Genomic DNA, 20,893 nt, shown 5'->3' with positions numbered 1-20,893 from the left:
CAAAATGATGATTGAACGTCCTTCGATGCTGTGTGCGGGTCAGTTCAACAACGCCACCCAGTATGACGACAGCCCTTGTTCGAGAATCAGCAGCGTCTGGATGCAGACGAAGCTTTCGTCGGTGGTTGCCGAGGTCGCATTGAGCGGGCCGAATCCACCGTCCTGCTTCTGATGCGAAGCGATCCAGTCTTTCGATTCCTGCAAATACGTCGGCTGCGCGTCGAGCAGATACATCGCTGCGATGGCCATGTAAGTACCCACTAGGCTGACCGCTTTGCCCGGCCGGTAGTGGAACGAGCCGTTGGCCAGTTGCAGCTTTTGCAGCCAGGCGACGGTCTGTTCGGCATCGACGATGCGTCGGTTGAGAATGAATAGCGTCGACACCACGCGGTACACCGAAAACGCGTCCGGCGGATACCCGGGCTTGTTGGCGAAACCGCCGTCGGCCGAGCGGCAGCGCAAGGCGAACGCCATCACGCCCTGCTCGTCCGGCGCCTTGGCTTCAAGGGCGTGCAGCGACAGCACCGCCAGGTTGGTGTGCCAGATGTCCGAGCCGAAACCCGGTACATCGCCGAACCCGCCATCGGGGTTCTGGCACGCTTGCAGGTAACGCACGCAACCACCGATATCGTTCGGCAACGCGCCGAGCACTCGCAGCGACAGCACAGCGCAGTAAGTGGCGAACACATCGCTCAGATGCCCCGGTTGCTCGGCGAATCCGCCGTCGGTGTTTTGTGAAGCCCGGATGCAATCGATCAGGCTGGCCTTGTTTTCGATTTGCAGACCCAGCGCGTGCAAGTCCGAGATCACGTGCAGCCCGGAGAAAACCTGCCAAGTCTTGTCGGCACGGAAACCCAGCGGCGCGGTTTCGGCGGTCAGCCCGTAAGGCGTTTCATTCGACGCCCGAGCCTTGGCCAGCCAAGCCAGATAACGCTGCAGATCGACATTGATGGTCGGCACGCCATTTGGGTGAATGCGCTGCACATCACCACCGCCATCGATCACTTGCAGCTCCCGGTTTACCAACGCCGCATCGTCATGATGAGTGACGGCAGCGGCCGGCGCGATGGACTGCAAGGCGTGGGCGGCGGCGAGCTGGGTTTTCAGGCTTTTCAAGTGCAACGGCAGGTACGTCAGGTTGCCGATGCTGAAGATCCCCGGCTGACGCGGCGGCGCCCAGAACTGGCGAATGAACGGCACGGTCGGGTCATCCGGCGTCGACCAGAAATAGCCCTTGCCCATGAACAGCCCGCCATTGCGGGCGTCGTGGAACTCCAGCAACGCTGCTGTCACCGAAGCCCGATCCGCTTCGCTCGCGCCGGACGGCAAGGCCTGAATCGCCTGCAACAGCAACGCCACGTCGTAGGCAGTCTTGATCGGGAATGGCGACTCGTGATTTTTGTACGAGGTGTGCCAGTCGCAACGCACCTTGCCATTGATCCCGACCCGATCCCAATACCCGCCGTACGCCGGATCGCGGAACAGCGCCAGGGTTTGCAGCAGGAACGAACGGGCCAGATTCGACAACGCATTGTCGTCGCGCGCATCGGCCAGTTGCGCCAGCACCAGGCTGACCTGAGCACGCACGCCGCAACGGGTCAGCGCCACATCGACACACGACTGGCTGTCGCTGCCGGCCACCCGGCCGATCAGGTTTTCTGCATGAATCTGCAAGTGCCCGACCAACCCGAGACCCAACGGCTGATTGTCGATACGCGCGAGCAAGGCCGTGGCGCTGATGTCGAGATCGATCGAGGTCGCCAGCTCCAGCGGCGTCGACCAGTCGCTGCTATACAGGCCGGCGACGGTGGAACGGGCGTAGAGCGCTTCGACCTTTTCCAGCAGGCCGTGGATCGCGGCCTTGTTCGCCGCGTCCTGCGGCACCCGGCGCTGATAGGCAATCAATGCCGCCAGTGCGTCCAGTTGCAATGCCAGCGTGCGGCAGCGTCCGGAGCCGTGCGGCGTCCAGTAACGGTCGGCCAGTTCGTGGAAACCGCCATTCGACGCATCATGCAAACGCATCAGCCCGTCATGGGCAAAACGCAGTTCGACATCGTCGCCGTGCTCGGCCTGATAGAGCGTCGCGGCGACCTGATCCTGCAACTGCTTGTCGCTGGAAATCGCCACCTCGCCACTGGCATCGGTCACGGCGAAAAAGCCGCCGTGGTCGATGTCCTTGAGGCCTTGATCAAATAGAAACTGCGGATGCAGTGACATGGTGAATCCCTCTTCCTTGAGGTTAAGCGGCTTTGCTTTCGGTCAGCGACACAACGCTGCCCTGGCACAACTCGATGATGCGCGTCGCGGCGCGGGCGGCACCTTCGCCATCCGGCGCAGCCACTTGCTGATGCGGTGCGTAATAGGTCGAAGCGCCGGTGTCTTTTTCCAGTTCGCCCTGGATCAGTTCGACGATACGATCACGGTCGTATCCGATATGCGTCGGGAAGCCCAGCAACTCCAGACGACGCAGAGCTTCCAGTTCGTGGTATTCGGACTTGGACGACAACAGGAACAGGGTCGGAATATTCATCGCCGCGATCTCAGTCACGGTGATCCAGCCCGGTGCCGAAATCAGCAGGCTGGCTTCGCGCAGCAGGCCCATCCAGTCCGGGTAGTACGGCACACAAACTACACCGTCCTGAGCCTGGATATCCTGACGGCCCAGCAACACCAGTTTCAGTTCCGGATTGCGCTCGCGCAGGATCTTGAAGCTGTCCAGATATGCGGCAAGCAATGCGTCCTTGTTCTCCGCGAACATGGTCGTGCCGCTGATAGAGGCGACAATGAACGGCGAGTCGCCGAGGTTCAGTTGCTCGCGCACGTTCAAACCGGTCTGCACATTGATGTCGCGGATCATCGGCCCAACAAAATGCGCCTTGCCGCTGGCCAGCGCTTCGGCCACCGGAGTGCCCTGATCGAGGGAAGCCACGTACGGTTTGTCGGTCAGCACCAGCTGGCTCTGATTGATCATCCAGTTGAACTGGCTGTGCAGCGCGGTTCGGGCGCGGGCCATTTCCAGCGCGTTGACTTCGAAACCGCCGTCGGCCAGATCATGGTCTTCGAGCTGGCAAAGGGTGAAGTCGTAGCGCTCGGTGACGAACACCAGCGGCGTACCGCTGAAAATCGCCGCCAGACAGGCGGCCATGTTGTAGTCCGACACCAGGGCGGTCGGCTTGTATTCGGCGATCAAGGCCAGGTAAGACAAAATCCGCTCGCCGGACAAGAAGGTGTTAGCGATATAACCGCCAATGTAATTATTCCAGTCGAGTTCTTTCGACAAGTTGCTCTTTTTCGAGTAATCGACCAAACGGCCGGCAATATCCACAACTTCAACGCCGGACTTTTCGAACATCGGCGTGAAGGTCGGCTGCAAGGAAGCCAGTGCCACGGTCAATGGCATGTCCGGGCGCTGCTTTTTAATCGCCTGAGCGATGGACAGCGCGCGCATGTTGTGACCGGAACCGGTTGGATTGGGGGCAAATAAAATCATTCTTGAATCTCCATTAGTTGAACAACGCCATGAACCACAGTGTTTTCCAATACATCCCTTATAACCACCGAGTACGGCTTGATAACGGCACCGTCACCAATATTCAGTGGACCTACCAAGATGGCGCCCTCGCCAATAACGCAACGACTTCCAATGCGCACCGGTGCCTCCTCCCAAGGCAGTGAGCGGAACGAATGATCATGAGTGGACGCGACAATCGTGACGCCTTCGGCCAGCTCGCTGAAGGCACCGATGGTCACTCCGCCGGCCGCTTCGATCACCACGCCCGGCGCCAGTCGAGCGCCAGTGCCCAGTTCAATGCCGCCCAGTTGTGACATGCCGCCCTGACGGTTGCTGCGCCCGATCAGGATGCAGTCCGGGGCGATTTCCACCGACGCCCCGCCGCGCAATTCGGCATCGATCAGGGCGGCGTCGCTGATGTCCCAGGTCTGGGTGTCGGGGTTCAGCGACTTGAGCCGCGCGACCGACTGCGTGGACCGATCGAGCATCGACGGCAAGCCCTGGCGCGCCCGCTCCCGGACTTTGGCCAGCACCGGTTCCGGGCTCGGCCGGCCGTCCTCGACCACAGTGCGCTGGGCAATGACCCGCGCCGGGCGACCGACGACGATTGCGTCCGGCGGCACATCGGCGGTCACCAACGCGCCAGCCGCCACCACGGCCCCGGCACCGATGGAAACACCGGCAGTCACGGTGGCCTTGGCGCCCACCCAGACATTTTCGGCAATCCGAACCGGCGACTGCGCCGTCCCCAGGCACTGGGCACCAGTGGCGAACATGCTGGACTTGCCGACCGACGCGTGCTGCAAATCGCACCTGAAGCCGATGAAGCAGTCATCGCCGATCTGCACGTTTTTCAGGCGACTGCCGGCACGCACCCAGACGTGCCGGCCAAGCTCACTTGAACTATCAACAGTCGTCGAAACTTCAATTACGTTTATGTCGTCCACAATAAAGCCTCATTCCATTGATGCCGGGCACATAAAATTCCGATAGGCGTGCGTATCCCGCAGATATAAATCCGCCAGTGCACAAATAATTAATTAACTGTTCATTTAAGGCTTCAACTCAAAGCACGCGAGACATTGCGTCCGCGCCACTTATTAACTGTCCGGTTCATTCAACTGTCATTATTCATTAACAACAGATAAAGGTTCACACTTGAGCCAAAGGCCAAGTCAGTTGTCGAGATGAGAAAAAGCCGATTCAAGTCTGTCCGTGACTCAGATGAAGCTCCGTTTTGAGGAATAGTTCTTTAGTACGAATGTTATAGTACAGACGATTTTGTTTTGCAATAGGTGTCAGAATGGTTATCTCGTTTTAGTCTAAAAATTGATTGAACTTTTATAGTGCACGCTTGTACTAAAACCGTCTGATATGCACAGCGATGGTGCACATTCGCGAGTCACGCAGACTTGCCCCCAGCGCTTACAGGCATCTGGAGGTCGACCCCAGACATTCCGACAGTACCCGCGAAAGCTACGGTGACGGCTCCAACCCCCTTTGGCCTGGAGCCGTCATGCCCGCACCTATCACCGTTCTGCGCGACACCCATCCCCTGCCCGTACTCGACGCCTGCAAATGGGAAAAGCTCGAGGGCGACCCGCACACCGTCAACCTCAACGCCTACACCAGCGAAGACGGCAGCAAGATCATGGGCACCTGGATCTGCACCCCGGGCAAGTGGCGGGTGGACTATGTGAAGTGGGAGTACTGCCATTTCCAGGAAGGCTACTGTGTGATTACCCCGGACGGCATGGAGCCGATCCACCTGCGCGCCGGCGACATCTTCGTGGTCGAGCCCGGCATGAAAGGCACCTGGGAAGTGGTCGAGACCGTGCGCAAATATTTCGTGTTCGCCTGATACAAAAAAGCCGGGAAACCACCCGACGTGATTTCCCGGCAACACCTACTGCATTGGATGTGCAGACCTGTGGCGAGCACAGGCCTGACGACGATTACTGCGGCTTGCGATAGCTGTTGATGATCGCCGAGAAGTCCTTGCCACCTTCCCCGCGCTGACTCATCGCCTGATACAACTGCTGCGCCACCGCGCCCAGCACCACTGGCTGATGGGCCTGACGCGCCGCTTCGGTGGCCAGCCCCAGATCCTTGAGCATCAGCTCGGCGCCGAAGCCACCCGTGTAGCCGCGTGAGGCCGGCGCCGTTTCGACGATGCCCGGCCACGGGTTGTACATTTCCGAACTCCAGCAACGACCGGTCGAGCTGTTGATGATCCCGGCGAGCACCGTGGTGTCGATCCCCAGCGCATCACCCAGTGCCATCGCCTCGCTGACGCCAACCATCGAAATGGCGAGCAACAGGTTGTTGCAGATCTTGGCGATCTGGCCGGTGCCGACCTCACCGCAATGCACGATGTTGCGGCCCATCTGCGCCAGCACCGGTTGCAGGGTGGCGAACAGTTCCGGGGTAGCACCGACCATGAAGGTCAGCGTCCCGGCCGTGGCGCCGCCAGTGCCGCCGGACACCGGAGCGTCGGCCATGACCACGCCTTGTTTGGCAGCAGCCGCCGCGACATCGCGTGCCGTCTGCGGATCGATGGTGCTGCAATCCACCGCCGGCACGCCTTTGCCGATCCCGGCGAGCACGCCGTCTTCACCGAGCCAGACGCTGCGCACATGCACCGCCGCCGGCAACATGGTGATCACCAGTTCAGCATCTTCAGCAGCTTCGCGAGCCGAAGCGCGAATGGTGCCGCCCAGTTGCTCGAGTTCCGCCAGCACGGTTTTGTTCAGGTCCACCAGGTTCAGCGAATGCCCGGCCTTGATCAGGTTGCGCGCCATCGGCGCGCCCATGTTGCCCAGCCCGATAAATGCGATTTTCATGGCCATTCCTCAGCGCAGGTTGATGGTGGTGTTCACGCCGTCGTTGACGCTGTCGTCGTCGAACCAGCGCGCTGTGACCGTTTTGGTCTGGGTGTAGAACTGCACCACTTGCTTGCCGTACGGGCCGAGGTCGCCGAGTTTCGAACCGCGCGAACCGGTGAAGCTGAAGAACGGAACCGGTACCGGAATCGGGATGTTGATGCCGACCTGGCCGACGTCGATTTCAGTCTGGAACTTACGCGCCGCCGCACCGCTCTGGGTGAACAGGCCCGTGCCGTTGCCGAACGGGTTGGCGTTGACCAGCGCGATGGCCTGATCGAGGGTGTCGACTTCCAGCACCACCAGCACCGGGCCGAAAATTTCCTGGGTGTAGATCTGCATGTCGGTGGTGACCCCGGAGAACAGGGTCGGACCGACAAAGTTGCCGTGCTCGTAGCCCGGCACGCTGATGTCGCGACCGTCCAGCTCGAGTTTCGCGCCTTCCTTGATGCCGCTTTCGATCAGATCGAGAATTCGCGCCTTGGCCTTTTTCGAAATCACCGGGCCCACGTCGGTGCCCGGCTCGTTGCCGGCGTTGACCTTGAGTTTCTGCGCCAGCGCTTTCAGATCCGGCAGCCACTGTTTGGCCGCGCCCACCAGCACCACCACCGAAGTGGCCATGCAACGTTGACCCGCCGCACCGAAACCGGCACCGACCAAGGCATTGAGCGCTTGCTCGCGATTGGCATCCGGCAGCACCACCGCGTGGTTCTTCGCGCCCATCATCGATTGCACGCGCTTGCCGTGCTTACCGGCCAGGTCATAAACGTGAGTGCCGACGGCGGTCGAACCGACGAACGAAACCGCCTTGATGTCCTTGTGGGTGCACAGGCCGTCAACCACGTCCTTGCCACCATGAACGACGTTAAGCACGCCTGCCGGAATGCCGGCTTCAATCGCCAGCTCCACCAGCAACATGGTCGACAGCGGATCCTGCTCCGATGGCTTGAGGACGAAGGTGTTGCCGCAGGCAATGGCCATCGGGAACATCCACAGCGGGATCATCGCCGGGAAGTTGAACGGGGTGATGCCGGCGCAGACGCCGATCGGCTGACGCAGGGTGTAGGTATCGACGCCGCCGGCGACGTTCTCGGCGAACTCACCCATTTGCAGGCTGCCGATGGAGCAGGCGTGCTCGACCACCTCCAGGCCACGGAAAATATCGCCCTCGGCATCGGCAATGGTCTTGCCCTGCTCGGCGCTCAGCACCACGGCGATGCGTTTGGAATGTTCGCGGATCAACGCCTGCAGCTTGAGCATGATGCGCATGCGCGCGCCAATCGGGGTCAGCTTCCAGGTCTGGAAGGCGCGCTGGGCGGCGCTGACAGCAGCGTCGACTTCAGCGGCGGTGGCGAACGGGACTTTGGCCAGCACTTGCTGGGTCGCCGGGTTGACGATGTCGTGCCATTCGGTGGTCTGCGACTCGACCCACTCGCCGTCGATCAGCAGCTTGACCTTCTGGATCGTGGTTTCGTTGGGCGTAAGCGATGCGTTCATGCTGGTCTCCAGAACTTGTTTTTATCGTAGGAGCCAAGGCGAAAGGTTCGCCTTGAGATGAGGCGTGTGTCACGAATTGGTTGTCGGACTGTTTTTGGAGTATAGATGTGCAAACTTCTAATAAGAACGCACATATAAGCTCGTCCATCATGCAAAAAAACATCACCTCTCTAGGCTCGCTGAATTGGGATGACCTCAAGTTTTTCCTTGAAGTCGCCCGTACCCGCAAGGCCAGCACGGCGGCCAAACGCCTGGCGGTGGACTACACCACCGTGTCGCGGCGGATCAGTTCGCTGGAAGCGGCGCTCGGTACCTTGCTGTTCGAAAAGTCCCGCACCAGCGGTTTCGTGCTGACTGCCGAAGGCCAGCGCCTGCTGAGTTATGCCGAGTCGATCGAAAGCACGCTGCACATGGCCTGCGAGCAAGTGTCGGGCTCCGGCGTCGCACTGTCCGGGCACGTGCGGATGGGTTGCACCGAAGGTTTCGGCAGCTTCTTCATCACCCCGCAACTGAGCCACTTCGTCGACGCCTACCCGGCGATCTCGGTGGACATCCTGCCGCTGCCACACTTCATCAGCCTGTCCAAACGCGAGGCCGACATCGTCATCGCCCTCGAACGCCCGGAACACGGGCCGTACGTGTGCTGCAAACTCTGCGACTACCGCTTGCAGCTCTACGCAACCCAGGAATATCTCGACAAACACCCGCCGATCCGCCGCCCCGCCGACCTGGGCAAGCATCAATTCATCAGTTACGTGGATGACCTGGCGTTCAGCTCGGAGCTGCTGTATCTGGCGAACGTGTTGCCCGGTGCCAGCGCCAATTTACGCAGCACCAGCGTGATTGCGCAGTTCGTGGCGGCGCAGCAGGGGCGCTCATTGGCGATTCTGCCGTGCTTTCTCGCGGCTCAGGATCCGCGCCTGTTGCCGGTGCTGCCGGAGGAAATCGATATCACCCGGCAGTTCTGGATGTACTGCCGGGAAGATCTGCGCAAGCTCAAGCGGATCACCCTGTTGTGGGATTACATCCGCGAGGTGACCGAGCGCAATCAGGCGCTGTTGATGGGTGAAACTCGAGAGATGCAGTTCGCCGACTAATCGGCGCTGACCACGATCGACACCCGGCGGTTTTCGGTGCGGCCGGCGGCGGTATCGTTGGAGGCGACCGGTTCGCGGCTGCCGAGGCCTTGCAACTGGATGTTCTCTTCTTTCATGCCGACCGAGGTCAGCACTTTGCCGACGCTTTTCGCGCGACGCAATGACAGCTGCTGGTTATAGGTTTCCTTGCCCGAAGCGTCGGTGTGGCCATCCACTCGTACCCGTTCGATGCCGACACCCAGCAAGGCTTTACCGATACGCTCGACGATTTCGGTACTTTGCTGATTCAGGCTTTCGACATCGCTGCCAAACAATACTTTGCCCGACAGGCCAAACTCCCAGCCGTCATCGGTCAGCTCGAAGCCTTGCTGCTTGAGAACCGCGACCTGGGCCGGCGTCAGGCCTTTTTGCGGGGCGGTCTGGCAACCGGTCAGGGCCAGCATGGCCGTCAGCAACAGAGTGGAAAACAGGCGAAAGGAAAGTGAGGACACGGGCATCAGCTCCTGGTTTGAACGGAATCGACCGGGTACTCCGTCCCGGCCGTGAATTGGGCGCCGCGCGACAAACGCTTGGCTTGATACATCGCGGCATCGGCCGCATCAAGCAAGGTGCCAGGCGTGACGCCATGATCGGGGTAAACCGCGATGCCGATACTGAGCGACGTCACGACACTGCTGTCGCCCGGCAGCGCAATCGGGGTGTCCATGCTGGCGAGGATCTTGTCGGCAATGCGTTCGGCGTCTTCGGTCTTGTGCAAGGGCGTGAGCAGAACGGCGAACTCGTCACCGCCCAGACGCGCCACCAGATCCTCTTCACGCAACTGCGCCCGCACCCGATTCGCCACCGCCACCAGCACGGCATCGCCGGCGGCATGACCGAAGTTGTCGTTGATGTCCTTGAAACGGTCGCTGTCGAGAAACAGCACCGCCACTTGCTCATTCAACTTGTGGGCATTGCGCAGAGCACGGATCAGGCGGCCTTCGAAAAAGGCCCGGTTCGGCAACCCGGTGAGGCTGTCATGGCTGGCCTGATGGGCGAGGGTTTCGTTCTCGCTCTGCAAGTGGGTTTGCCAGGATTCGAGTTCATCGAGCAGGGCATTGAAGTCGGTGCCGAGGTTGTCCAGTTCGGCAATTTTTGCCCGTGGCACCCGTCGATCCAGTGCCCGCTCGCTGCGGGCCGCATGCGCCACCGCCGCCAGGCTGTGCAACGGGCCGATGATCCTGCGCAACTGACGCTGCGCCAGGTACAGCGCGACCCAGGCGCTGATTGCTGTGCAGAGAATGATTCCCGCCAGACCGCTCAACAGAAACCGCATCAGGCTGCCGCCGTGGCCGATCAGCAAGATCCGCCCGATCTCACGATCCTGATGCTGGATCGGCAGGTTGATGGGTTTTTCCAGAATGACTCGCGCGACCTGCATCTCCAGCTCGGAAATCAGGCCGTTCTCCGGACGCTGCCAGCGCGCGAGCAATTGGCCCTGAGCGTCCAGCACCTGGGCATCGGCCACTTCTTCGGTCGAGGCGATCAACGCCAGCGCTTCGGTCGCGGCGGCCTTGTCGTTGAACACCACGGCGGCTTCCACGGTGTAACTGATCGAGCGGGCGATCAAGTGCAGGTTGTGATCGGCATAGACCCGCAGCGCCAGCACCCCGAGCAGCGTCAACGACACGCTGGCCATTGCCACGGCGACCAGCGCCACAATCAGGTTGCCACGGCCGATGACCGAGCCGAGGGTCGGGCGCCCTGTGGATTTGTCGCGTCTCATGGCACCGCCGGTTTGCGGCGCGACAACTGCAGCACGCTGGGGTGAATGCGCACACCGCTACGAGCGACGGAGTCGAGATTGACCTCGAACGACACTTGTTCATCACCGACCCGCAGGCAGAACAGACTGCCGACCGTGCATTGATCGCCGCCTTCGCTGATGCTCAGCACCGGATGGCCGATCAGGGACGCGAATAGCCGGCTGCGTTCGTCTGTGGTGAGCTTGCCGATATAGACCGCGTCGCACTCGCTGACGATGGCTGGATTGTCGGCCAACAGCCGGCGCACGATGACCGGACGACCCGTGGCCTGGGTCGTGCCCTTGACCAGGTCATCGGTGTATTCGGTCGGACCTACGATGCACAGGCGCAACTGCGCCGGCTCTACCGGCCAGCGCGCATAACTGAGGATACCGAGGACAACCTGAGTGACGGATTTGGCCCGCTGTTCGGCCATCCCCGCAGGGGCTGGAGTCTGGGCAGCGGCCACACCCGTGAGCAAACAGAGCACACCGGCAAGCAACGCCTGCTTGCAGACAACTACGCGCTCTGTCGCCCAGACAGCCACCTTCATGCAGGGATTCTCTTGGATCGTTACGAAATGATGCCGCAACGATAGCACAGCGTTGGAACACCAGCGATACAGCGACCTCTGACCGGTCGGTCAATAAGCGCCGGTCATCCAGGCACCTTCATCCTCGAGGCGCCCTTCCTTCTTCCAGTTCCAGCATCAGTCCGCTCAAGCGCTTCACCTTGCGTTGTACTGCCTCTTCAAAAACGCCACTGCGGGGTTCGATCAAGGTGAACCAGTCCTTGGCCCGGGTAATTCCGGTGTAGATCAGTTCCTTGGTCAACACGGGATTCAGGGCGTCCGGCAGGATCAGTGCGGTATGGGCAAACTCCGAGCCCTGTGACTTGTGCACGGTCATGGCGTACACGGTCTCGACATCATTGAGCCGGCTCGGCAACACGAAACGCACCCCACCGCGCCCGTCGTTACGCGGGAACGCCACGCGCAACACCGACTTACCGGCATCCGGGCCATCGCGCTCGGGCAATTTCAGGGCGATACCGATGTCACCGTTCATCAGCCCGAGGCCATAGTCGTTTCGAGTCATCAACACCGGCCGGCCTTCGTACCATTGCTGGTCGCTCTCGATCAGCCGCGCCTTGAGCAATGCATCGGTGATGCGCTGATTAAGCCCCTCAACACCCCACGGCCCTTTGCGCACTGCGCACAACAACTGGAAGGTATCGAAGGCCCGCAGGACGTCACGCGCCCAATCGACCCAACCCGGGTTCTCGAGCGGCGTTCCGCTCACCGGACGTCGATCGCGCAAAATGCTCAGATAGTGTCGATAACCGTGGGGGCCTTCGCCGTGTCCATCGAGCACCAGGTGCTCAAGTTTCCGGTCGTGCTCGTTCTGAAGTGGCAACGAAAACACATCGCCATGGGTTTTGGCATCCAGCAACTGGCGAGCCTCGTCCGAGAGTTGCTTATTCACCCGTCGCGCCAGTTGACCGATGCCGCTGCCCTCGCCGAAACGCCGTGAGTGACGCAACATCACCACTTGCTGGGCCAGCGGGTGCGAGCTGTCACTGCCTTCTTGCAAACCGCTGTCTTGCAGGGATTCGCCGCTCACCGCTTCCAGCCACTGGCGAGTCTGCGGACTGTACCAACCCGCTTCGGCATCACGGCACAAATCGCCCAGCACCGCGCCAGCCTCCACCGAGGCCAGTTGATCCTTGTCGCCCAGCAACACCAGTCGAGCATGAGGCGGCAAGGCATCGAGCAGGTTGGCCATCATTTCCAGGTCGATCATGGATGCTTCATCGACCACCAGTACATCCAGTGGCAGGCGGTTACCGGCATGGTGGCGGAAATGCCGCGTGCCAGGTCGGCTGCCGAGCAGTCGATGCACCGTGGTCACCTCGGTCGGGATTTTTTCCCGGACACTGTCAGCGACCTTCAGCGACTGCACCTGCTGACTGATGGACTCGGTCAGCCGCGCCGCCGCTTTACCGGTAGGCGCCGCGAGCCGAATGCGCAGTGGCTGATGAGCCTCGACCGCAGGTGCCTGGAGCAACGCCAGCAAACGGACCACCGTCGTCGTCTTGCCGGTGCCCGGGCCGCCCGTGATGATGCTGAAGGCACTCCGGGTAGCCAGGGCGCAGGCGAGTTTCTGCCAGTCGATGACATCCGCACGCTGGGCCGGATCGAACAGTGCGTCCAACCGCCGAGCAAGATCGGGTGGTGTCGCTTCCTGCTCCGCGAGTCGCTGACGCAGTGCGCTGTCGATACGCCGCTCGTAGGCCCAATAGCGCCGCAAGTACAAGCGTTTGCCGGACAACACCAGCGGGCGCTCCTGAGCCGACGCACCTTCGTCGGCGGCCAGTGCCAACAGCGAACTGCCGGCCAGTACATTGCACCAGTGCGCCCCGTCGAGTGTTTCAAGCAGCTGCGATGGCAGCAGCAATGCACCGGGTTGCATGTCCCCTTCCGGAGGCAAAGACAGGGCGAAATCCGGCGCCTTGAGGGTTTCAAACAGATCCAGGCACACATGTCCATGGCCGAGCTGGTGACTGGTCAATGCGGCGGCGAGCAACACCAGCGGATCGACATCGGGTGCCAATTCATGAAGAAAAGCCACGAATGCCTTGTCCAGTGCCCGCAGCCATCCGCGCTCGACCCAGCGGGTGAGCAATAGCAGCAGATCATCGGCACAGGTGAGAGGTGTCAGCTGCGCGAGGCTGTCGGCGGTCAGCGGCGTGGGCAGCAGGTCGGCGAACGTCCGATTCATAGCAATTCTCCCTGCACCCACGCGGGCTCGGCCCTGGGTTGCGGTTTACCCTGGAACATGATGTCCAGACGCTCGATCAGCTCCCGTGGTGGGCGTGCGAAGTAAACGCCACCACCAGGCGCCCGAGTTCCACGCAGAAACAGATACAACGCGCCGCCGATATGCCGGTCGTAGTCGTAATCGGCGAGCCGCGCCTTGAGCTGACGATGCAGTGCCAACAGGTACAGCACGTATTGCAGGTCGTAACGGTTGTCGAGGATCGACTGCTCCATGGCCCGTTCGGTGTACGCGGCGTCATCGACGCCCAGCCAGTTGGATTTGTAATCGGCCACGTAGTACCGGCCCTCGTGCTCGAACGTCAGGTCGATAAAGCCTTTGAACATACCATTGAGCTGCACCGCTTCGGCGCCGACCCGGGCCACACCGTTGTGAGTGAATTGACGCACCTGTTCGTCGAGCTTGAGCACGTCGACCTTGTGGCTGGCGAACCAGAACTCCATCTCGACCCGATATTGCTTCAATTGCTCAAGCACCACTGGCGGTTGGTCGAGGCCCGCAGGCAGTGGCAGTTTGAGCAAGTGTTGCAACCAGTCGCCGAGGGTGGTGATCCAGCCCTCCCAGCCCCGTCGATTGCAACGCCGGGCGATCGCATCATCGAGCGACTCGCGGGTGACCGCGAAGCCCTCCTCACCCGCCCACTCGAGCAAACCGTGAAGAAACGTTCCCGGATTCGGTCCACGAGGGAAACGGTGAATATCAGCTCCGCCGGCGATGATCTCGCGCGGTGCTTCAGGATCGAGGCGTTCGTCGTCGAACAGCTTTTGCGCTTGCGGACTGTCGGGGGCTTCGTCGTTGCCAGCGCTCAGCACGTCACTGATGCGCAAGGCACTGTACGAAGCGATCCACCAGTTCTCGCTGGCCCTGCGGCTCGGTAAAAGGGTGGCACGCAGCGTGGCTTCGTTACGCGGAGGCTGGTAAACCTCGCTGGTGGCTTCTGGCATTTCAACAACGCTCAGCGCTGAACAATCCTGTTGCAGATCGTCCAGCCAGCGAGCCAATCCGCTGGATTCGTTCAACGTTACGCCGCCGCCCAACAGATAGCCCAGTGCAGAAAGGTGCAGCACCGAGCTGCTGTGATTGCCTCGCTTGAGATCCGTCACCCCAAGCCAGCAAGCGTGTTGTGCGCGGGTCAGCGCGACGTAGAGCAAACGCAGATCCTCTGCCAGGCGTTCGGTGTCCGCCACAGCGATCAGTTCCGCGTCGGGCTTCAGACTGATGCGAGCCTTGCCGGACTCATCGTGGTAATGCAGCGGCAATCGACTGCCATCCACGGGTTTGGCCGAGCAGATGAAAGGCAGGAACACCAACGGGTATTCAAGCCCCTTGGACTTGTGAATGGTCACGACCTTGACCAGTTGCTCGTCGCTCTCAAGACGCAGGATCTGCTCTTCACCTGCCTGCCCGGACAGCGCCAGATGCTCGGCCAGATGACGGATCAGTGCCTGTTCGCCATCGAGTTCCGACGCGGCCTGTTGCAACAACTCCGACAGGTGCAACAGGTTGGTCAGCACGCGTTCACCATCACTGCGGGCAATGAGCATCTGCGGCAGTTGAAAGTCGTGCAGCAGGCGCCGCAACATCGGCAGCACCCCTTGCTTGCGCCAGAGCTCACGATAACCACGGAACTGCATGACCCGGGTTTCCCAGACCAGTTCGTCCTGATTCAGACGCTCCAGCTCAGCCAGTGGCAGATTCAGCGTGATGCACGCCAACGCCGCTTTCAGGGAACGCTCGACATCCGGCTCGGCGCACGCCTTGAGCCACGACAGCAGATCATGGGCTTCCTGAGCGGCAAAAACCGAGTCCTTGTCCGACAGATAAACGCTGCGGACTCCACGCGCTGCGAGCTCACCGCGTATCGCCTGCGCCTCTTTACCGTCGCGCACCAGGATCGCAATGTCCGCTGGCCGCAGTCCACGCCAATCCTTGCCCTCCTGCGCAAACCCGACGCGACCGGTCTGCCCGCCATTGAGCAGGGCTGTGATCTCACTGGCGCAGGCTGCCGCCAACTGCTGGCGATAAACTGCCCCGGACAGTGGCTTGTCGGTAGATAGATGCCAGATGTTCAGCGCCGGTACGTCCAGCCCGGCTACCTGCAAATGTTCTTTGCGTCCCTGCGCCTCCACAGGCTGGAACGGCACCGGGTTATCGCCGTTTTTCTCTCGGAACAGAAACGCCCCGCGCCCTTGCTCACGAGCCTCGGCACGCTCGAACACATGGTTGACCGCACGGACCATCCCGTGACTGGAACGGAAGTTGGTGCCCAGGGTATGCAGACGCCCGAACGTGGCCTGCCGGGCTCGCAGATAGGTGTAGATATCCGCGCCCCGGAAGGCATAGATCGCCTGCTTCGGATCCCCGATCAGAAACAACCCGGTCTCGGGGTTATCCTCTTCAATGCGATAGATGCTTTCGAAGATCCGGTACTGCACCGGATCCGTGTCCTGAAACTCATCGATCAGGGCGACCGGGAACTGCTCGCGCATGAGCGTGGCGAGACGCTCCCCACCGTCGGACTGCAAAGCCGCATCCAGACGCAACAGCATGTCGTCGAAACCCATTTCCGCTCGACGGCGTTTCTCGTCTTCAAAGCGAGCACCGACCCATTTGGCAGCATGCTGCAGCACGGCCGCATCGGGCGTCGGCAAATTGTCGAGACTCGACTTGAGCACAGGCATGGCATCCAGGCCCGGGTGACTCGGTGGCTCGCCTTTCCAGGCTTCAGCCATGCCCTCCGGTGTGAGCCGGGCGAACCCGGTGCCGATATCCAATTGTTCGAGCGTCTCGTCCTCAGCCCAGGCCTTGAGCTTTTCAAACCAGGGTTCGAAATAGCGGGCCTGCATCTTGCGCCCATCCACCGTTTTGTTGGCGACACCCTGATGGCAGATAGCGAGCAACTCATCGGACCACTGCCGCCATGGTCCCTTCAACTCCACCAATGCCGCACGGCGTTCCTGCAGACATTCTTCGATCAGTTCGGATGGCGTCTTGTCTGAGTTCCCTTCGCGCTCGGTGCCAAACAGCCCCCGTACACGCGGCAACAGGGCCGCCGGCCCTCCCCAGTGACTGCGGACCCAGCTCAAGGCGTCGCCCTGCATCGGGTAGCAGAACAGCCGCCAATAATCGCGCAACACTTCGCCGAGCAGGTCGCTGTGATCGGTTTCCAGGGTCTGGGTAAACAGACTGCCGCTGTCGAACGCATGCTCGCGCAGCATTCGCTGACACCAACTGTGGATCGTCGAGACCGCGGCCTCGTCCATCCATTGCGCAGCGATGTCCAGGCGATTGGCGCAGCCGGGCCATTGTTGCGGATCGAACTGTGCACGCAGTTCATCGATCAACGCATCGGGGGGCGGTGTCTCGTCACGGAAGAAGCGGGCCGCCTCAGCCAGGCGTGTGCGTATACGCTCGCGCAACTCCTTGGTCGCCGCATCGGTGAAGGTCACCACGAGAATCTGCGGGGGCAACAGCTCACGACCGAAACCACTCGCCTCGCCTCCGTGGCCGAGGATCAACCGCAGATACAACGCCGAAATGGTAAACGTCTTGCCAGTGCCCGCGCTGGCTTCGATCAGTTGGCTGCCCCTTAACGGGAATGCCAGCGCGAGCGGCTGTTGATTGCTCATGCGCCTGCCTCCTCATGGGTCCATGTGCGCCACCCCGCCTCAAGCAAGGGGCGATACAGTGCATCACACCAACCTGAGAAGGTTTCATCCGCCTGCAGTGCATCATAGTCGGCGAATTGTCGGGCCAGAGCCGGGCTTTCGCGACGTTCACCTTCGCTGGTCTGACCATCCCCTTCATAGGCTTTACGGGCAGCCGCTTCAGCCTTGACCGGATCGGTCTGTGCCAGCCACGCAAAAGCCGTTTTCACCGCGACCGGCAGCGGCTGGCGCATGCCCGTCTGCCAGGCGAGCAGCAGATCCTCAAGAATTCGCCCCGCTCGGGTTGGTTCCAGAGGATCAAGAAGGAGCGTGTCATCACTGGCCACCAGTGCGGTCGTCAGGGAAAGCCCACTGGCACACGCGACAAGGTGACTGACCCATGATTTGGTCATGCGATGCCATTTGCGGCTCTTGATCGAGCCTATGCTGTTGGGGATCGTCGTGACCGACAGCACGCCGCCATCGGCGCGCCGGTGCAAACCGCCCAGCCATCCCTCCAGACGCAGTTCCTGCCATTCAAAATTGACCGGTAGCGCGTTGGTCAATGGCATTGGCCATAACGCCAACAGCTGTTGATAGCGTTGCAACAAGTCTGGCAAAGGTTCGATCAACTCTCGCTGAAGGCACTCACCGAATCCGGCCATGGGCAACAGTCCGCTGTTTTGCAGGCGACGGGCCTGAGACTCGAGTGCCTGACCAACATTGTCCGGGTGTCTCAAGGCGGCCCCGAGCAAGCTGTCGCTGAGCATGTATCGCTGCAACGCATCCAGCACAAAGGGTTCCTCGTCAGCCTGAGGTACCTTCGCCGCTTCGAAGTAAACTTTGAGGCGCTGAGTGAAAAAGTGTCGGACCGGATTGCGCAGGAAGTCCTGCAACAGCTCCAGGCTCAACGGCTCCTCCTGGACATGCGGGTCAAGCATTGTTGCGACGTCGTTCCGTTCGTGACGTTGATGCAGCACCTGCCATTCGCTGGCGTAGCTGAACAATTTGTCTTCGTCGTGGAAGTAGCGCGAACTGAATGGCTGCAACGGATGCTCCTGGGTCATGGCAATCAGGAGATCCTCGTTGTCGTCAGCCGATCGCCATCCATTGGCGAGATGATCGCGCAACTGGCCGATCAACACAGAGGCTGGCCGATCACTGTTGTCGCGAATGCTGCGACCGACCCAACTGATGTAGAGCTGATGACGAGCGGACAAGAGCGCCTCTAGCAGAAGATAACGATCATCCTCACGACGGGAACGATCTCCCGGCCGGTAGTCGCTGCCCATGAGATCGAAGTCCAACGGTGGTTGAGCGCGTGGATAATCGCCATCGTTCATGCCCAACAGACAAACCAGTCTGAACGGAATCGCGCGCATCGGCATCAGCGTGCAAAAGTTAACGGCTCCGGCCAGAAAGCGCTGCGACAGACGCCCCTGATCCAGTCCTGCCAGCCAGGCCTCACGGACGACGGTCAGTGGCAGCTCGTCCAGCAGACCGACGGCTTCGCAGGTTTCCAGCCAGGTTTCGCGCAACTCCTCGAGTTGAGCCAGCAGGTAGTCGTCATGCTCGTCTTCGGGTTTGAAAAAAAGCTGCATCAACGCCTGAAGCCGATACCCCCACTCCTGTGGCTGTGCAGGCCTCATCAGTTGCTGATGCGAGAGTTCCAGTGCATCCAGCAATGCTACCAACGGGCCGATCAGCGCGGCATCGAGACCACCGATTTCGTCGTACGGCTCGATATCCCCACAGGCGCCGGAACTGCCGACGGCATAACCGAGCAGCATCCGGCGCAAGCCAAAGCGCCAACTGTTTTGCTCCAACTCGTCGGGCAATCCCAGCTCGGCACGTTGCCCGGCATCGATGCCCCAACGCACCCCAGCCCCCTCGATCCAGCGATGCAGGGTCGGCAAGTCTCGCTCCTGCACACCAAACCTGGCGCGTAACGCAGGAACGTCGAGCAAGTCGAGGATCTCACTGACGGGAAAACGGCTATCCGGCAGCTTGAGCAGATGCTCGACCGCGATCAGCAATGGATCTCGTCCGCGTTGCCCCTGATCGGCCATGGTGAAGGGAATGAAGCGTGGGTCATGACGATCCAGCTGACCAAAGACGGCGCGGATATGCGGCGCATAACTATCGATGTCAGGCACCATCACGATCACATCGCGAGGGCGTAATTGAGGGTTGGCACTGAAACGGGCCAAGAGCTGGTCGTGAAGAATCTCCACTTCGCGCTGGGCGCTATGGGCAATATGAAAGCGGATCGAATCGTCTTGAGTCAGATCGACTGCCGGCCAGCGCGCTCGAGTCTCGCTGAGTGGCCGCAGTTCCAGAATATCGTCCTGTAACTGATTGAGCATGTTCTCCGGCTGGGTTTCGCTGAACAGATCGATACGCCCGTTACGAAATGCTGCGCGATAGCTGTCAGGCTCGTCGTAGCTGTCGAGAAGGTTGATGTAATCACGACCTTGCTTACCCCATGCAGCGAGGAGCGGGTGAGCATGTTGGTGGAGTGATTCCGAGTCCAGCACCACAGGCATGCCGTTTTTGCGGGCTTGTCGCTTGTACTGATGACGTAGTAGATCCTTGTCGGCAACGATATCGGCCCAGTGATAACGACAGGGGTTATGGACGCACAACAAAACCTGGCTGAAACGGGAAAGCCCGGCCAACGCTTCCAGTACTTGTGCGGGCAACGAGGAAATTCCAAAAACGATCACTCGCTGGGGAAGTCCGGACGGTGCGCTTTCAAGACTGTTGATGCGCTCCATGAATCGCTGGTGCACGCCTGCCCGACTTTGGGCCATGCCTTGCTCGCCCACATCGTCCAGCAGGGCGCGCCACAACTCTGCCTGCCAGCAACTGGACGCTGGGAGCGGCTTCGCTTCACCTCTTACATTGCGAAGCTGATGATGCCCCTCTGCCCAGTCCTCAAGCCAATCAGCGCGGTAAACCTGATATTGGTCGAAGAGGTCAGCCAAGCGTTCGGACAACTGGTAACGCTTGCGCAGATCGGTGTCATGGGTGAGAAAGCGTTGCAGCGGTTCGAAATGCGGCCGGTTGATGACCTGTGGCAACAGGCGCATCAGACGCCAGGTCAACGGTGCCTTGTCGAGCAGCGACTTTGCCGGAATTTCCTCTCGGCCCAGCACCATCCGGTAAAGCTGCCACATGAAACTGCCCGGCAGTTGCACATCAATTGCGGCGGCAATACCACAGCCGCCTAAGTCGTCTGCTTCAGGATCCTCAGCCAGTGCCAGCTTGAGCCATTGAGCGATGCCGTTGCTCTGTACGAGTGCAATTTCGTTCTCCAAGGGAGCCAGTGGATAACGCCTCATGATGCTGATCACAAGGCTGCGCAGTTCATCCAGGCTATTGCTCTGAACGACCATGAATGCAGCGTTGAGGGACTGGGTGTCCGGCATGAAGGCTTCCTTGGAAAAGTACAAAAGCTAGGACTGAACCTTAGCATTGTCGGCTGGCGAGGACAGCCGCAAGGCGTCCGAGAATGCCGTACGAACTTTCCTGCGGGCAAAACAAAACCCCAACTGCTTTCGCAATTGGGGTTTCGGAATTTAATCTTGACGATGACCTACTCTCACATGGGGAAACCCCACACTACCATCGGCGAT

The 20,893-nt window shown here is 60.6% G+C and carries 13 protein-coding genes; 2 read left to right on the top strand and 11 right to left on the bottom strand.

Translation table 11 applies throughout. The annotated features are described in order from the left end of the window. Positions 1–39: 39 nt before the first annotated feature. The 3 genes from CAF76_RS14175 to CAF76_RS14165 are packed head-to-tail and all read right to left on the bottom strand — an operon-like array spanning position 40 to position 4,386. Positions 40–2,217: a prenyltransferase/squalene oxidase repeat-containing protein gene (locus CAF76_RS14175; RefSeq protein WP_085647627.1), complete on the bottom strand. Its 2,178-nt coding sequence runs from the start codon at positions 2,215–2,217 to the stop codon at positions 40–42. A gap of 22 nt (positions 2,218–2,239) precedes the next feature. Continuing rightward, on the bottom strand, positions 2,240–3,490 hold the full coding sequence (locus CAF76_RS14170) for a hypothetical protein (RefSeq protein WP_064593295.1): 1,251 nt from the start codon (positions 3,488–3,490) through the stop codon (positions 2,240–2,242). Further along, the gene (locus tag CAF76_RS14165; protein ID WP_371857885.1) at positions 3,487–4,386 is read right to left on the bottom strand and encodes a DapH/DapD/GlmU-related protein; all 900 of its coding nucleotides are present in this window, start codon (positions 4,384–4,386) and stop codon (positions 3,487–3,489) included. Before CAF76_RS14165 ends, CAF76_RS14170 begins: the two co-directional genes overlap by 4 nt. 641 nt (positions 4,387–5,027) lie before the next feature. On the opposite strand from CAF76_RS14165, the gene CAF76_RS14160 reads away from it, so the two are divergent. Then, complete coding sequence (locus CAF76_RS14160) at positions 5,028–5,372, top strand: cupin domain-containing protein (protein WP_007953863.1); 345 nt, start codon at positions 5,028–5,030, stop codon at positions 5,370–5,372. A 94-nt stretch (positions 5,373–5,466) separates the two neighbouring features. On the opposite strand, the gene mmsB is transcribed toward CAF76_RS14160, so the two are convergent. Both mmsB and CAF76_RS14150 read right to left on the bottom strand, forming a co-directional pair. After that, positions 5,467–6,354 (bottom strand): 3-hydroxyisobutyrate dehydrogenase, encoded by an 888-nt coding sequence (gene mmsB, locus CAF76_RS14155; RefSeq protein WP_085647625.1) that lies wholly within the window; start codon positions 6,352–6,354, stop codon positions 5,467–5,469. Between the two features lie 9 nt (positions 6,355–6,363). After that, on the bottom strand, positions 6,364–7,890 hold the full coding sequence (locus CAF76_RS14150) for a CoA-acylating methylmalonate-semialdehyde dehydrogenase (RefSeq protein WP_085611248.1): 1,527 nt from the start codon (positions 7,888–7,890) through the stop codon (positions 6,364–6,366). A 149-nt stretch (positions 7,891–8,039) separates the two neighbouring features. On the opposite strand from CAF76_RS14150, the gene CAF76_RS14145 reads away from it, so the two are divergent. Next, entirely contained in the window at positions 8,040–8,987 is a 948-nt protein-coding gene (locus tag CAF76_RS14145; protein WP_039772937.1) for a LysR family transcriptional regulator, read from the top strand. Here CAF76_RS14145 and CAF76_RS14140 read toward each other — a convergent pair. From CAF76_RS14140 to recC, 6 genes are all read right to left on the bottom strand, one after another. Further along, positions 8,984–9,484, bottom strand: coding sequence for an OmpA family protein (locus CAF76_RS14140; RefSeq protein ID WP_064593291.1), 501 nt, complete (start codon positions 9,482–9,484; stop codon positions 8,984–8,986). The genes CAF76_RS14145 and CAF76_RS14140 overlap by 4 nt on opposite strands. Continuing rightward, a complete protein-coding gene (locus CAF76_RS14135) occupies positions 9,484–10,752 on the bottom strand; it encodes a diguanylate cyclase domain-containing protein (RefSeq protein ID WP_064593290.1) in 1,269 nt (422 codons plus the stop codon). Before CAF76_RS14135 ends, CAF76_RS14140 begins: the two co-directional genes overlap by 1 nt. Continuing rightward, on the bottom strand, positions 10,749–11,324 hold the full coding sequence (locus CAF76_RS14130) for a YfiR family protein (protein ID WP_085647624.1): 576 nt from the start codon (positions 11,322–11,324) through the stop codon (positions 10,749–10,751). Before CAF76_RS14130 ends, CAF76_RS14135 begins: the two co-directional genes overlap by 4 nt. Before the next feature lie 118 nt (positions 11,325–11,442). Further along, the gene (gene recD, locus CAF76_RS14125; protein ID WP_085647623.1) at positions 11,443–13,551 is read right to left on the bottom strand and encodes an exodeoxyribonuclease V subunit alpha; all 2,109 of its coding nucleotides are present in this window, start codon (positions 13,549–13,551) and stop codon (positions 11,443–11,445) included. Beyond that, complete coding sequence (gene recB / locus CAF76_RS14120; RefSeq protein ID WP_085647622.1) at positions 13,548–17,237, bottom strand: exodeoxyribonuclease V subunit beta; 3,690 nt, start codon at positions 17,235–17,237, stop codon at positions 13,548–13,550. The genes recD and recB overlap by 4 nt, the downstream gene beginning before the upstream one ends. Further along, the gene (gene recC / locus CAF76_RS14115) at positions 17,234–20,686 is read right to left on the bottom strand and encodes an exodeoxyribonuclease V subunit gamma (protein ID WP_085647621.1); all 3,453 of its coding nucleotides are present in this window, start codon (positions 20,684–20,686) and stop codon (positions 17,234–17,236) included. Before recC ends, recB begins: the two co-directional genes overlap by 4 nt. Positions 20,687–20,893 lie beyond the last annotated feature (207 nt).

The organism is Pseudomonas sp. B40(2017) (assembly GCF_002112855.1).
Taxonomy (GTDB): domain Bacteria; phylum Pseudomonadota; class Gammaproteobacteria; order Pseudomonadales; family Pseudomonadaceae; genus Aquipseudomonas; species Aquipseudomonas pharyngis.
This window is presented reverse-complemented; position numbering and strand designations above follow the sequence as displayed.

Excerpts from the sequence above, each read along its gene's own strand:
- CAF76_RS14175 (WP_085647627.1), bottom strand. The coding sequence starts at position 2,217 with ATGTCACTGCATCCGCAGTTTCTATTTGATCAAGGCCTCAAGGACATC.
- CAF76_RS14170 (WP_064593295.1), bottom strand. The coding sequence starts at position 3,490 with ATGATTTTATTTGCCCCCAATCCAACCGGTTCCGGTCACAACATGCGC.
- CAF76_RS14160 (WP_007953863.1), top strand. The coding sequence starts at position 5,028 with ATGCCCGCACCTATCACCGTTCTGCGCGACACCCATCCCCTGCCCGTA.
- mmsB (WP_085647625.1), bottom strand. The coding sequence starts at position 6,354 with ATGAAAATCGCATTTATCGGGCTGGGCAACATGGGCGCGCCGATGGCG.
- CAF76_RS14150 (WP_085611248.1), bottom strand. The coding sequence starts at position 7,890 with ATGAACGCATCGCTTACGCCCAACGAAACCACGATCCAGAAGGTCAAG.
- CAF76_RS14145 (WP_039772937.1), top strand. The coding sequence starts at position 8,040 with ATGCAAAAAAACATCACCTCTCTAGGCTCGCTGAATTGGGATGACCTC.
- CAF76_RS14140 (WP_064593291.1), bottom strand. The coding sequence starts at position 9,484 with ATGCCCGTGTCCTCACTTTCCTTTCGCCTGTTTTCCACTCTGTTGCTG.
- CAF76_RS14135 (WP_064593290.1), bottom strand. The coding sequence starts at position 10,752 with ATGAGACGCGACAAATCCACAGGGCGCCCGACCCTCGGCTCGGTCATC.
- CAF76_RS14130 (WP_085647624.1), bottom strand. The coding sequence starts at position 11,324 with ATGAAGGTGGCTGTCTGGGCGACAGAGCGCGTAGTTGTCTGCAAGCAG.
- recD (WP_085647623.1), bottom strand. The coding sequence starts at position 13,551 with ATGAATCGGACGTTCGCCGACCTGCTGCCCACGCCGCTGACCGCCGAC.
- recB (WP_085647622.1), bottom strand. The coding sequence starts at position 17,237 with ATGAGCAATCAACAGCCGCTCGCGCTGGCATTCCCGTTAAGGGGCAGC.
- recC (WP_085647621.1), bottom strand. The coding sequence starts at position 20,686 with ATGCCGGACACCCAGTCCCTCAACGCTGCATTCATGGTCGTTCAGAGC.